This is a genomic window from Pseudomonas sp. GCEP-101, assembly GCF_025133575.1.
Taxonomy (GTDB): Bacteria; Pseudomonadota; Gammaproteobacteria; order Pseudomonadales; family Pseudomonadaceae; genus Pseudomonas; species Pseudomonas nitroreducens_B.
The window spans coordinates 6,143,580-6,156,866 of the sequence record NZ_CP104011.1; the positions used below are offsets into that span (position 1 = coordinate 6,143,580).

Annotated in this window: 13 protein-coding genes and 1 tRNA gene; 4 read left to right on the forward strand and 10 right to left on the reverse strand. The window is 65.2% G+C overall.

Translation table 11 applies throughout. The features are described from left to right. Nucleotides 1-6 precede the first annotated feature (6 nt). On the reverse strand, nt 7-2,022 hold the full coding sequence (gene uvrB, locus N0B71_RS27715; protein ID WP_259756306.1) for an excinuclease ABC subunit UvrB: 2,016 nt from the start codon (nt 2,020-2,022) through the stop codon (nt 7-9). 184 nt (nt 2,023-2,206) lie between these two features. Between uvrB and N0B71_RS27720 the strand changes: the two genes are divergently transcribed. Together N0B71_RS27720 and N0B71_RS27725 are read left to right on the forward strand one after the other, a co-directional pair. Then, nucleotides 2,207-3,403, forward strand: a complete 1,197-nt coding sequence (locus N0B71_RS27720) for an amino acid aminotransferase (protein WP_259756308.1) — start codon at nt 2,207-2,209, stop codon at nt 3,401-3,403. A gap of 69 nt (nt 3,404-3,472) precedes the next feature. Beyond that, a tRNA-Asn gene (locus tag N0B71_RS27725) sits at nt 3,473-3,548 on the forward strand. A 250-nt stretch (nt 3,549-3,798) separates the two neighbouring features. On the opposite strand, the gene N0B71_RS27730 is transcribed toward N0B71_RS27725, so the two are convergent. From N0B71_RS27730 to N0B71_RS27770, 9 genes are all read right to left on the reverse strand, one after another. Then, complete coding sequence (locus N0B71_RS27730; protein WP_259756310.1) at nt 3,799-4,137, reverse strand: ComEA family DNA-binding protein; 339 nt, start codon at nt 4,135-4,137, stop codon at nt 3,799-3,801. 192 nt (nt 4,138-4,329) lie between these two features. Then, a complete protein-coding gene (locus tag N0B71_RS27735) occupies nt 4,330-6,318 on the reverse strand; it encodes a polysaccharide biosynthesis protein (RefSeq protein WP_259756312.1) in 1,989 nt (662 codons plus the stop codon). A gap of 73 nt (nt 6,319-6,391) precedes the next feature. After that, nucleotides 6,392-7,417, reverse strand: a complete 1,026-nt coding sequence (locus N0B71_RS27740) for an MraY family glycosyltransferase (protein WP_259756314.1) — start codon at nt 7,415-7,417, stop codon at nt 6,392-6,394. Continuing rightward, nucleotides 7,414-8,376: a UDP-glucose 4-epimerase family protein gene (locus tag N0B71_RS27745; protein WP_259756315.1), complete on the reverse strand. Its 963-nt coding sequence runs from the start codon at nt 8,374-8,376 to the stop codon at nt 7,414-7,416. Before N0B71_RS27745 ends, N0B71_RS27740 begins: the two co-directional genes overlap by 4 nt. Before the next feature lie 54 nt (nt 8,377-8,430). Next, on the reverse strand, nt 8,431-9,582 hold the full coding sequence (locus N0B71_RS27750; protein ID WP_259756316.1) for a tetratricopeptide repeat protein: 1,152 nt from the start codon (nt 9,580-9,582) through the stop codon (nt 8,431-8,433). Continuing rightward, the gene (locus N0B71_RS27755) at nt 9,575-9,880 is read right to left on the reverse strand and encodes a LapA family protein (RefSeq protein WP_259756317.1); all 306 of its coding nucleotides are present in this window, start codon (nt 9,878-9,880) and stop codon (nt 9,575-9,577) included. The genes N0B71_RS27750 and N0B71_RS27755 overlap by 8 nt, the downstream gene beginning before the upstream one ends. A gap of 33 nt (nt 9,881-9,913) precedes the next feature. After that, on the reverse strand, nt 9,914-10,198 hold the full coding sequence (ihfB, locus tag N0B71_RS27760) for an integration host factor subunit beta (RefSeq protein WP_003091441.1): 285 nt from the start codon (nt 10,196-10,198) through the stop codon (nt 9,914-9,916). 198 nt (nt 10,199-10,396) lie between these two features. After that, nucleotides 10,397-10,996: an FMN-dependent NADH-azoreductase gene (locus N0B71_RS27765; RefSeq protein WP_259756319.1), complete on the reverse strand. Its 600-nt coding sequence runs from the start codon at nt 10,994-10,996 to the stop codon at nt 10,397-10,399. A gap of 142 nt (nt 10,997-11,138) precedes the next feature. Further along, complete coding sequence (locus N0B71_RS27770; RefSeq protein ID WP_259756321.1) at nt 11,139-11,453, reverse strand: 3-phosphoglycerate kinase; 315 nt, start codon at nt 11,451-11,453, stop codon at nt 11,139-11,141. Nucleotides 11,454-11,508: 55 nt separating this feature from the next. On the opposite strand from N0B71_RS27770, the gene N0B71_RS27775 reads away from it, so the two are divergent. Both N0B71_RS27775 and N0B71_RS27780 read left to right on the forward strand, forming a co-directional pair. Further along, entirely contained in the window at nt 11,509-12,435 is a 927-nt protein-coding gene (locus N0B71_RS27775; protein WP_259756322.1) for a LysR family transcriptional regulator, read from the forward strand. A gap of 31 nt (nt 12,436-12,466) precedes the next feature. Continuing rightward, on the forward strand, nt 12,467-13,258 hold the full coding sequence (locus N0B71_RS27780) for an alpha/beta fold hydrolase (RefSeq protein WP_259756323.1): 792 nt from the start codon (nt 12,467-12,469) through the stop codon (nt 13,256-13,258). The last annotated feature ends 29 nt before the right edge of the window (nt 13,259-13,287 follow it).

Below are 13,287 nucleotides of genomic sequence, written 5' to 3' on the forward strand. Positions count from 1 at the left end.
TGCCACTCACCCCATCGACACCATCCGATCACGCAGCTTGCCGATCTCGTCGCGCACGCCGGCCGCGGCCTCGAACTCCAGGTCGCGGGCCAGCTGGTACATGCGCTCCTCGAGCTGCTTGATGCGCTTGCCGATCTCGTCCGGCGTGCGCAGTTCGTTCTCGTACTTGCCGCTCTCCTCCGCCACCTTCGCCAGGCTGCGCCGCTTGCCCTTGGCGCCCGGCACCACGGCACCTTCGAGGATGTCCTTGATGTCCTTCTTCACGCCCTTGGGCACGATGCCGTGCTTGGCGTTGAACTCCAGCTGCTTGGTACGGCGCCGCTCGGTCTCGTTGATCGCCCGCTGCATCGAGCCGGTGATGCTGTCGGCGTAGAGAATCGCCTTGCCGTGCAGGTTGCGCGCGGCGCGGCCGATGGTCTGGATCAGCGAGCGCTCGGAGCGCAGGAAGCCTTCCTTGTCGGCATCGAGGATCGCCACCAGCGCCACTTCCGGCATGTCCAGGCCCTCGCGCAGCAGGTTGATGCCAACCAGCACGTCGAACTTGCCCAGGCGCAGGTCGCGGATGATTTCCACCCGCTCCACGGTGTCGATGTCCGAGTGCAGGTAGCGCACGCGCACGTCGTGGTCGCCCAGGTAGTCGGTGAGGTCCTCGGCCATGCGCTTGGTCAGGGTGGTGACCAGCACGCGCTGGTCCTGGGCCACGCGACGGTTGATTTCCGAGAGCAGGTCGTCCACCTGGGTCGTTGCCGAGCGGATTTCCACTTCCGGGTCGACCAGGCCGGTGGGCCGCACCACCTGTTCGATCACCCGGCCGGCGTGCTGGTCCTCATAGGGCCCGGGCGTCGCCGAGACGAAGATGGTCTGCGGGCTGATCGCCTCCCACTCCTCGAAGCGCAGCGGGCGGTTGTCCAGCGCCGACGGCAGGCGGAAGCCGTACTCCACCAGAGTTTCCTTGCGCGAGCGGTCGCCCTTGTACATGGCGCCGACCTGGGGAACGCTGACGTGGGATTCGTCGATCACCAGCAGGGCGTTGTCCGGCAGGTAGTCGTACAGCGTCGGCGGCGGCTCGCCGGGACCGCGCCCGGAGAGGTAGCGCGAGTAGTTCTCGATGCCGTTGCAGTAGCCCAGTTCGAGGATCATCTCCAGGTCGAAACGGGTGCGCTGTTCCAGGCGCTGCGCCTCCACCAGCTTGTTGTTGGTGCGCAGGTAGTCCAGGCGCACCTTCAGCTCTTCCTTGATCTGCTCCACCGCCTCCAGCAGCGTCTCCCGCGGGGTGACGTAGTGGCTCTTGGGGTAGAAGGTGAAGCGCGGCAGCTTGGTGAGCACCTCGCCGGTCAGCGGATCGAAGGCGGCGATGTTCTCCACCTCATCGTCGAACAGCTCGACGCGAATGGCCTCCAGGTCCGATTCAGCGGGGAAGATATCGATCACGTCGCCCCGCACGCGGAAGGTCGCGCGGGCGAAGTCCATGTCGTTGCGGGTGTATTGCAGGCTGGTCAGGCGGCGCAGCAGCTCGCGCTGGTCCATCTTGTCGCCGCGATCCAGGTGCAGAACCATCTTCAGGTAGGACGCCGGGTCGCCCAGGCCGTAGATCGACGACACGGTGCAGACGATGATGGCGTCCTTGCGCTCCAGCAGCGCCTTGGTCGCCGACAGCCGCATCTGCTCGATGTGGTCGTTGATCGAGGAATCCTTCTCGATGTACGTGTCCGAGGACGGCACATAGGCCTCGGGCTGGTAGTAGTCGTAGTAGGAGACGAAGTACTCGACGGCGTTGTTGGGGAAGAAGGTCTTGAATTCGCCGTAGAGTTGCGCGGCCAGCGTCTTGTTCGGCGCCAGCACCATGGTCGGGCGCTGCACCTGGGAAATGACGTTGGCGATGCTGAAGGTCTTGCCGGAGCCGGTCACCCCCAACAGCGTCTGGTGCGACAGACCCGCTTCCAGGCCTTCCACCATCTGTCGGATGGCTTCGGGCTGGTCACCGGCGGGCTCGAATCGCGAATCCAGCTGAAAAATCGACATGGGAACCTCGCTTTTGCGTGTGACGCTTCGGTCGCCAAAGCGTCATACCAGTCGAAAAGCATGCGCGACAACTCGCCGCCTGCCATAGAGGCCTATATAATACCGGCCCGTCGACGCAACCCCCAGCGCCGTGAGCGGGTGGGTTGCAATTGCACTTCACTCCCGCCTTAGAGCTGCTGCCAACATGAGTCTGTTCTCCGCTGTCGAAATGGCCCCCCGTGACCCGATCCTGGGCCTGAACGAAGCTTTCAACGCCGATACCCGTCCGGGCAAGATCAACCTGGGCGTAGGCGTTTACTACAACGAGGAAGGCCGCCTCCCGTTGCTGCGCGCCGTGCAGGCCGCGGAGAAAGCCCGCATCGAGGCCCATGCTCCGCGCGGCTACCTGCCGATCGAAGGCATCGCCGCCTACGATTCGGGCGTGCAGAAGCTGCTATTCGGCGCTGACTCGGAACTGCTGGCCGAAGGCCGCGTGGTCACCACCCAGGCCGTCGGTGGTACCGGCGCCCTGAAGACCGGCGCCGACTTCCTCAAGCGCCTGCTGCCCAACGCCACCGTCGCCATCAGCGACCCGAGCTGGGAAAACCACCGCGCCCTGTTCGAGTCCGCCGGCTTCCCGGTGCAGAACTACCGCTACTACGACGCCGCCACCCATGGCGTCAACCGTGCCGGCCTGCTGGAAGACCTGAACGCCCTGCCTTCCCAATCGATCGTGGTTCTGCACGCTTGTTGCCATAACCCGACGGGCGTCGACCTGACCATGGACGACTGGAAGCAGGTGCTGGACGTGCTCAAGGCCAAGGGCCACGTACCGTTCCTCGACATCGCCTACCAGGGCTTCGGTGACGGCATCGACGAAGACGCCTCCGCCGTGCGCCTGTTCGCCAAGTCGGGCCTGAACTTCTTCGTCTCCAGCTCCTTCTCCAAATCGTTCTCGCTGTACGGCGAGCGCGTTGGCGCCCTGTCGGTCGTGACCAACAGCCGCGAGGAGTCCGCCCGCGTCCTGTCCCAGGTCAAGCGCGTGATCCGCACCAACTACTCCAACCCGCCGACCCACGGCGCCAGCGTCGTCGCCGCCGTGCTGAACAGCCCGGAACTGCGTGCCGTCTGGGAAGAAGAACTGGGCGAGATGCGCACCCGCATCCGCACCATGCGCGTGGCCATGGTCGAACAACTGGCCGCCCTGGGCGCCAAGCGTGACTTCGGCTTCGTGGCCCAGCAGCGCGGCATGTTCTCCTACTCCGGCCTGACCGCCGAGCAGGTCGAGCGCCTGAAGAACGAATTCGGCATCTACGCCGTCGGCACCGGCCGCATCTGCGTCGCCGCGCTGAACAACGGCAACCTGGACACCGTCACCCGCGCCATCGTCCAGGTGCTGTAAAAAAATCAGGGGAAGTTATCGGCTGAATGTTGACTTCCCCTTCTTAATCAGTAAGATACGCACCGTTGTTCCGCGATAGCTCAGTCGGTAGAGCAAATGACTGTTAATCATTGGGTCCCTGGTTCGAGTCCAGGTCGCGGAGCCAAATTCAAAGCCCTCGGCACATGCCGGGGGCTTTTTTATTGGGCCGCTGGACTCTCTCCAGGGACTACGTCCCAGGTGATTCCCCCTTCGGGGCCGCGCTGAAGCGCGTTCGGCTGACGCCGTCGAGTCCAGGTCGCGGAGCCAAATTCAAAGCCCTCGGCACATGCCGGGGGCTTTTTTATTGGATATAAAAAAGCGGGCATGAAAAAAGCCGGTCATCGACCGGCCTCTTCCTTTGAACACGGCGCGCGTCAGAGCGATATCCGGTCGCGGTTCTTGTCCAGCGTCCCCTTGCCGATCCCCTTCACCTCCAGCAGTTGGTCAACCGTGGTGAACGGCCCATTGCTGGTCCGGTAGTCGACGATGGCCTGGGCCTTCACCTTGCCGATGCCCTTCAGGGCCTTCTGCAACTCTTCGGCGGACGCCGTATTGATGTTCACCGACTCCGTCGAGGCAGGCGCCTTGGGCGCGGGCGCCTGGGCGGTGGGTTGCGTCACAGGGGCAGCCTTCGTATCCGCCTGGGCGATACCCGCCCAGGAGAGGCTCGCCAGCAGGAGCAGGCTTGCAACGGAAAGCAGATTTCTCTTCATGAATCGTTTCCAGCCATATCAGGTTTCGAGGCAGCGCCGATGCGCCGCGAAGAAAACATATCGCCAGAAATACCAAGGGAAACGCCGGTGCAGCGAGTCGGCTGCAGTTTCCGGCGCCGCCCACAGAGGGCGAAGAAACGCCTGACATAGCTCGCAGACGCAGCGATCGCCACGTCTGCTAACGGCCCTGGATCAGGGCTCCATGCGCCGCTGCTGGTGGATCAGGTCGACGATCTCGCCTTCCGGGCAATAACCGCTGACGGTCTCCCGCAGCAGTTGCCGCACCCGTGCGTAGTTGCCCTGGTCCACGGCCTTGAGCAGATCCGCCAGGACGAGCTTGAAGCCCTCCCACGGCATCAACTCCTCGTTGGCCTTCATGATCATCGGGTGCTCGGTGGCACTGACGTTGTCGCCGATCAGCAGCTCTTCATAGAGCTTTTCACCGGGCCGCAGGCCGCTGAATTCGATGGAGATGTCGCCGTGCGGTGTGTGCTCGGAGCGCACGCTCAGGCCGGAGAGGTGGATCATCCGTTCGGCCAGCTCGAGAATCTTCACCGGCTGCCCCATGTCGAGCACGAAGACATCGCCGCCGCGGCCCATGGAGCCGGCCTGGATGACCAGCTGGGCGGCTTCGGGGATGGTCATGAAATACCGGGTGATTCCCGGATGGGTGACGGTCACCGGGCCGCCACGCTTGATCTGCTCGCGGAACAGCGGAATCACCGACCCGGACGAGCCCAGCACGTTGCCGAAGCGCACCATGGTGAACCGGGTCTTGTTGACCTGGTGTACACCGGATTTATCGCCGAACAGCACCGGCGCCGACTCCTGGCTCAGGGCCTGCAGGATCATCTCCGCGAGGCGCTTGGTACTGCCCATCACGTTGGTCGGGCGCACCGCCTTGTCGGTGGAAATCAGCACGAAGTGAGCGACCCCGGCCTGCACGGCCACCTGCGCAGTGTGCAGCGTGCCCATCACGTTGTTGAGCACGCCCTCGGAGATGTTGTGCTCGACGATGGGCACGTGCTTGTACGCCGCCGCGTGGTAGACGGTGGCGACTTTCCAGGTGCGCATGACGTCCAGCAGGCGCTCGGCACTGCGCACGGAGCCCAGGATCGGCACCAGCTGCACCGCGAGGGACTCGCGCTTGACGCGGCTTTCCAGCTCCTGGTGGATCCGATAGAGGTTGTATTCGCTGTGCTCGAACAGCACCAGCACGGTGGGCCCGGAGCCGAGAATCTGCCGGCACAGCTCCGACCCGATGGAGCCACCGGCACCGGTGACCATGACGACTTCGCCGCGGATGCAGTGCTCGAACAGTTCCTTGCGCGGCTCCACGGGGTCGCGGCCGAGCAGGTCGGCGATGTCCACTTCCTGGATGTCGTCCACCCGCACCCTGCCGTTGGCCAGGTCGATGAAGCCGGGCACGCTGCGCACGTGGACCGGGTAGGGTTCGAGCAAGCCGAGAATCTCGCGGCGACGGGCACGGGTGGCCGACGGAATCGCCAGCAGCACTTCCTGCACGCCGGTTTCGTCGATCATCTGCTGGATATGCTTGGGCTTGTAGACGCGCAGGCCGGCAATGACGCGGTTGGCGATCTCATCGTCGTCATCAATGAACGCCACCGGGCGCATCGCACGCCCCAGGCGCAGCGCCGCCACCAGCTGGTTGCCCGCAGAACCGGCGCCATAGACGGCCACCTTGGGCAGGCCATCCTGCTGCTTGAGGAACGGAACGGCCTGCACCGTGCTGTACCAGTCGCCCATGAAGTACTGGCGCATCGCCAGGCGCAGGCCGCCGATCATCAGCAGGCTCAGCCACCAGTAGTTGAGGACCAGCGAGCGCGGAACCATCTCGGTTACCGAGCGGTTCCAGTAGACCACCAGCGACAGCAGCAACGCCGAGATCGTCACGGCCTTCCAGATGGCGACCAGCGCGTCGTTGCCCAGGTAGCGCATGACCGCCCGGTACATGCCGAATCGGATGAACAGCGGGATGGCCACCAACGGCGCCGCCACGAACAACCAGCCGTGGACTCGGAAGGGATACTCCAGGTCGTCGGCGCCCAGGCGCACGATGAACGCCAGCCACAACGCGAACCACACCAGGACGATATCGGTGGCGACCTGCAGTAATCGTTTATGTCGTCTCGGAAGCCTCAGCAGGCGTTCTCGGAGCATCAGCGCTTGTCCCTTAAATCCCGAACGGAGGGTAGTGTCCATCCGCTACATTGACCACCAAATCCGGCGGAGTTCAGCTCACTTCCTGTTCATCCGGACGACCTGCACCCAGATGAGCTACGACAAGCACCAAGGGAGCATAGGCCACAATCAGCGCCAAGAAACCCGAAACATGCCCCAGCGCGACCAGCAACGCCAGCGGCATGAGCCACAGCACGTTGATCGCGGTGACCGCCAGCGACACCCGCAGATGGCTGCCGTAGCGCCGCGAGGCGCGCTGGTAGGCATGGCTGCGATGCGCTTCGTAGACGCGCTCGCCGCGCATCAGGCGGTGGATCAGGGTGAAGGTGGCATCCACGACGAACACGCCCAGCAGGATCAACCAGCTCCAGATCAACGGCGGTGCCACCGACGCCGCCTGCAAGGCCAGGCCGCCAAGGATCAAGCCGAGGAAGCCGCTGCCCGCATCGCCCATGAAAATGCGCGCCGGAGGGAAGTTCCAGACCAGGAACCCCGCCGCCGCCAACCCGAGGATCGCTGGCAGCCAGATCAGTTGCGCCGCTCCCACAGCCCAGCCGCATAGGGCGCCGCCCAGGCAGACGGTGATGGCCTCGAGGCCGGCGATCCCGTCGATGCCATCCATGAAGTTGTACAGGTTGAGCAACCAGACGAGAAACACCAATCCGAGCAGATCGCCCGCCAGGCCGAGGTCCAGAGGCCCCCAGGGCATCGGCAGCGGAGGCACGCCGCCCAGCCAGCCGAGAAGCCAGAGCGCCGCGGCAAAATGCCCGAGCAGCCGCCAGCGCGCCGGAATGTGCCGGTGATCGTCGATAAACCCAACGATCGCTACCAGGGCGCCGGCCGGCAACAGGGCCAGCAGGCTGCTGCCATCCGCCGCACCCAGCAGGCCCGCCAAGGGCAGGCAGCCGAGGAAACCCAGCACGATGGCGACACCGCCGCCACGCGGCGTGGGAATCTGGTGCGAACTGCGCGCGTTGGGAATGTCCATGATGCTGCGCGCCAGCGCGTAGCGCCGCACGCCGGCCGTCATTGCCCATGAGGCGATGAAGACGACCGCCAGCAGTAATCCCATGCTCATCGTTTTGGCTCCCTGCCGTTGGCTTGCGCCGTTTCCCGCAACGCCTGTTCGACGCGTACCGGCGGCCGCCAATCGAGCCGTCTGCACGTGGCGGAGATATCCACCTGGAACGAGCCCAGCAGACGCTGGACCTGCTGGCTGCGGCCCGTCAGCCGCCCCAGCAGGCGCAGCAGCACAGGCGGAACCGGCAGCAGGCGCGGACGCACGCCCAGCGCCTGGCTCAGGCCGCGACACAGCTGCGCAGTGGACAGATCCTCGCCGTCGCTGACCAGGAATACCTGCCCCGCCGCCGCCGGATGCCGGGCACAGCACAGCAGCAGGTCCACCAGGTTGTCCCGCGCCACCAGGCTGCGGCGATTGTCGATGGCGCCAAAGGGCAACGGCAATCGGCGCTGCAAGGCGCGCATCAGGCTGGCGAAGTTGGCCTTCACCCCGGGCCCGTAGACCAGCGGCGGGCGCACCACCACGACCTCCAGCCCGGTCTGCGCGGCAATCGCGAACAGGGCCTGCTCCGCTTCGAGCTTGGATTGCCCGTAGGCGTCCTGCGGGCGCGGCGTCGCATCGGCGGTGAACGGCCGCCCTGCGGCGGTTTCCTCGCCATTGACCTTGATCGAACTGACGAAGACGAAACGCGTCACCCCGGCCGCTGCCGCCTGCTGCGCCAGATGGCGGGTCGCCTCGACGTTGACCGCGCGGAACTCAGCCAGAGGGTCGGCCGCCTGCTCGTCCATCACATGAACGCGCGCGGCGCAGTGGATCACCACCTCGACGCCCTGCAGCGCCTCATCCCAGGATTGGGCGACACTCAGCCCGTCGATCTGCGCCACCTCGACGCCCTCGGGCCACGCCGCCGCACGGCCGCGCTGAGCGACGCGGACCTGCACATCGTTTTCCTGACGCAAGCGCGCCAGCACGCCTCGGCCGACAAACCCGGTCGCGCCCGTGAGTAGAACCTTCAAGCCAGTACCTGCAGAACCTGACGCCAGCGGCGTCTTCCATGTTGAGCGAACGCGTCAGAGCGGCGAGATGACCGGTCGCAGCGCATTCCAAGCGTGACAGCTGGGGCATTGCCAATGCAGCTCGCGGCCGGCGAAGCCGCATTTGCCGCATCGATAGCGCGGCATTGTCTTATACAAACCGATGATTATTGGAGCGATTTTTCCGCCCGCCGGCTCTTTTTCCGGCTCGCTTGCGACCACTTCGAGGTATTCGCCGACGCCCTGCCAGGACGGATGGCGCTCCACCCGCTCCAGCAGGCTCTCACGCCAGGTCGCTGCCTGCGCCGGCTGCTCGCTGTCGGCCAGCAGCGCGAGGATGGCCGGCGGCACCTCTTCACCTGCGGCCAGTTCGCGCAGGCATGCCAGCAGTTCGGGGCGGGCCAGGCCGTCGTAACGCCGCAGCAGCGGCACGATCTCGCCGAGGAAGGCCTTGGCATCCCTGGCCAGTTCGCCGATGGTGGCCACCGCCGCGGCCTGGTCCTTGCGCCACAGCTCACAGTCCAGGCGCATCAGCAGCGCGCGCACGCAGCGCTTGTCAACCCGACGCGCCTCGCGCAGCAATTCCTGCATGGCACTGCGGTCCCCTGCCCTGCCCTTCTCCTGGGCCAGTTCGCAGAAATAGTTGGCCAGCGCGGCACTGAGTTCGGGACGGCTCGGCACCAGTCGGGCAGCCAGTTCGATGGCGCGGGACCAGTTCTTCTCGCGTTCGCAGATCAGGCGCTGTTCATCCAGCGCCTCGAGGGAGATCGGTTCGTCGCGCTGCCGAGTCAGCTCGTCGAGCAACTCCTCGGCGCTGCCCAGCAGGCCGCCGGCGATGTAGTCGCGGGCCAGCTCCAGGCGCACCTGGGCCACCAGCGAACCGTCCTCGCCGGCACGACCCAGCAGGTCCTGGTGGATGTGGATGGCTTTCTCGATATCGCCCCGGCGACGAAACAGGTTGCCGACGTGGAGATGACTTTCCAGCGTCTCCGGGCTGACCACCAGCCCCTGGGACAAGCTCTCCAGCGCATCGTCGGAGTGCCGCTCCAGCAGGTTGTGCATGCTGTGGACCCGCGCTCGCAGGTTGGATTCGGAGACAGCCGGGGCCCGGGAAAGCGAACGACGCCCCATCCACCAGCCGATGGCCAGGGCGCAGAAGAAGAACAGCGTGGCGACGACGCTAGGCATGGTCCGTCAGCGACTTTTCACGCAGCGCGTCATTCTCCTTGCGGAAACGGGTGACTTCCGAGCGCAGCCCGGACAGGCGCGCATGCGCCCTGGCGCGGAAGGGGATGCTCAGCAGCAGGCCGATGACGCCGCCCAGGATGAAGGCAAGGGAGATGAAGACTACCAGCGGCCACTGCGGCGACTGCCAGCCCAGGAAGGTCAGTTGGGTCGATTGCAGGTTTTCCAGGACGAAAACCACGACGACGGCGGCCAGCACGACCAGCGCCAGAATCAGCAGGAAACGTTTTGCCCGAAGCATGGACACTCCTTCTTGAAGACGGATACCCCGGGGTCACTCGGGTTCGTTGACGCGGTCGCGCAACTCCTTGCCGGGCTTGAAGTGCGGGACGAACTTGCCGTCCAGGCGCACCGACTCGCCGGTTTTCGGATTACGCCCCACGCGAGGCGCGCGGTAATGCAGAGAGAAGCTGCCGAAACCCCGGATTTCGATGCGATCCCCCGTCGCCAGAGCCTGGGACATTTGCTCAAGCATGGTCTTGATCGCCAGCTCCACATCCTTTGCGGAAAGCTGCCCCTGATGGGTGACGATTCTCTCGATCAACTCCGACTTGGTCATGGTTTTCCCTTCTTTTTCAAGCGGCTAGATCAGCTCAAGGTTCTTTTAGCATGCTGGTCATGCTTTGAACAGCCCGAAGCCGAAGGATGTGTTTTCACCCGGTCAAGTGGTTGCCCAATAAAAAATGGCCGATCCCTGGGGAGGAGATCGGCCACGGTCGCGTCCAGGAGCGGGGGGACGCGCAAGCGGAAAAACGGATCAGGCGATGGCGGCGAGCTGCGCCTTGGCCTTGGCCAGGCCCTTCTCGGCGAATTCACCGCCCATGTTCAGGCCTTCGGCGTGGATGAAGGTCACGTCGTGGATGCCGACAAACCCCAGCGCCTGGCGCAGGTAGGGTTCCTGGTGATCCAGCGCGCCACCGGCGTAGACGCCGCCGCGGCTGGTGAGGACGAAGGCGCGCTTGCCGGTGAGCAGGCCCTGCGGGCCGGTCTCGGTGTACTGGAAGGTGACGCCGGCGCGCAGCACGTGGTCCAGCCAGGACTTGAGGGTGCTGGGGATGGCGAAGTTGTACATCGGCGCAGCCAGGACCAGGACGTCGGCGGCCTGCAGTTCGGCGGTCAGCAGGTTGGAGCGTTCCAGGGCGGCGCGCTCGATGTCGCTGTGTTCCTGCACCGGCTTCATCCAGCCGCCCAGCAGGTGGGCGTCCAGGTGCGGCACCTGCTCGACGGCCAGGTCGCGAACCTGGATCGAGTCGGCCGGGTGGGCCGCTTGCCACTGGGCGATGAAATCGCGGGTCAGTTGGCGGGAAACGGAACCTTCCTGACGGGCACTGCTTTCGATAACCAGAACGCGGGACATGGACTGGACCTCCATCGGTCGTTGAATGTGTCGATGGAGGTCATCCTAAATATGAACAAATCGATAAAAAAGCGTAAAAAATCGCTTCTAATTATCGGATAAATTGATTTTTGTCCCGCCTGCTTCTACTCTGGACGAACACTCAGGAAGGATTGCAGGTGAGCTTGATGCGCAGCTTGATCACCGCACGGCTGAAGCTGGAGGTCAGGTTGGCCTCCTTGCCCGGCGCGATGGTGGCCTTGCGCACATGGGGCGTTTCCGGGCCGTTGACGAAGACCGCGGTGCAGGTCACCGGCTGCTGGCCGCCGTTGCGCAGGAGGATCGCCCCCATCTGGTCACCGATGTCCTGGGTCTCGATGTCCACCTCGGCGCCGTTAAGGCTCTTCTGCACCTCGATGGGGTAAGCCAGGGCGGTCAGCGGCAGCAGTGCCAGAACGGCACAACAGAATTTTTTCATGGCGGTCTCTTGTTGGTCTTCTGCGGACCGCCAGATTAGACAAGAGGAAGCGAGGATGAAAGCGCCCCGCGTTACCCTGGATCAGTGGAGAACCCTGCAGGCCGTGGTCGATCACGGCGGCTTCGCCCAGGCGGCGGAAGCCCTGCACCGTTCGCAGTCGTCGATCAGCTACACCGTGGCGCGCATGCAGGAGCAACTCGGCGTTCCGCTGCTGCGCATCGACGGGCGCAAGGCCGTGCTCACCGAAGCCGGTGAAGTGCTGCTGCGCCGTTCGCGGCAACTGGTCAAATCCGCCGGACAACTCGAAGAGCTGGCCCACCACATGGAGCAGGGCTGGGAGCCGGAGGTGCGCCTGGTCGTGGACGCCGCCTACCCCACCGTGCGCCTGGTGCGCTCGCTGTCGGCCTTCATGCCGCAGAGCCGCGGCTGCCGGGTGCTGCTGCGCGAGGAGGTGCTGTCGGGTGTGGAGGAAGCGCTGGTGCAGGGCCATGCGGACCTCGCCATCAGCGGCCTGAACATCCCCGGCCACCTGGGCGCCGACCTGTCCATCGTCGACTTCGTCGCCGTTGCCCATCCCGACCACGCCCTGCACCGCCTGCAGCGCGAAGTCACCCATCAGGACCTGGAAACCCAGATGCAGGTGGTGATCCGCGACTCCGGCCGCCTGCAGCCGCGCGACGTCGGCTGGCTCGGCGCCGAACAGCGCTGGACGGTCGGCAGCCTGGCCACCGCCGCCACCTTCGTCAGCAACGGCCTGGGCTTTGCCTGGCTGCCGCGGCACATGATCGAGCGCGAGCTGCGCGACGGTCAGCTCAAGCCGCTGCCGATGAAACAGGGCGGCGTGCGCGAGAGCCGCTTCTATCTTTATCCGAACAAGGAAAAACCCCTGGGCCCGGCTACGCAGATCCTCGTGGAGCTGCTGACCGCCTACGCCAACGTGCCGCTCGACGCCCATTTCGCCGCCCCGCAAAGCCCGGCCTGACGCCCAGGACCACACGCACAAGGAGCCCGACATGCCGTTCTTCGACCACGCCGGTCATCGCCTGCACTATGAAGAGAGCGGCTTCGGCACGCCGGTGCTGCTGGTGCACGGGCTCGGCTCCAGCACCCGCGACTGGGAATTCCAGGTGCCCGAACTGGAAAAGCGCCACCGGGTGATTGCCCTGGATGTGCGCGGCCACGGCCAGTCGGACAAACCGCGCCAGCGCTACAGCATCGCCGCCTTCGCCGACGACGTGGTCGCCCTGCTCGACCACCTGCGCCTGGGCCGCGTGCACTTGGTGGGCATCAGCATGGGCGGGATGATCGGCTTCGAACTGGCTACCCGCTGGCCGGAACGGCTGAACAGCCTGACCATCGTCAACAGCGCCCCGGAAGTGAAGCCGCGCAGCCTGCGCGAGTACCTGGAAGTGGCGCGCCGGCTGTTCCTCGCCCATGTGCTGGGCCTGGACACGGTGGGCAAGGCGCTGGGCCGGATGCTCTTCCCCAAGCCGGAACAGAGCGACCTGCGCCGCAAGATCGAGCAGCGCTGGCCGCAGAATGACAAGCGCGCCTACCTCTCCAGCCTGCACGCCATCATCGGCTGGGGTGTGCAGGAGCGCCTCGCGCGCATAACCTGTCCAACCCTGGTGATCAGCGCCGACCGCGACTACACCCCCGTCTCGCTCAAGCAGGCGTATGTCGGGCGCATGCCCAACGCACGCCTGGTGGTGATCGAGGACTCGCGCCATGCCACGCCGCTGGACCAGCCGGAACGATTCAATACCACCCTGCTCGATTTCCTCGAGCAGGTCGACCATCCCTAGAACCTTCAGGAAACATCCGCCAAATGACC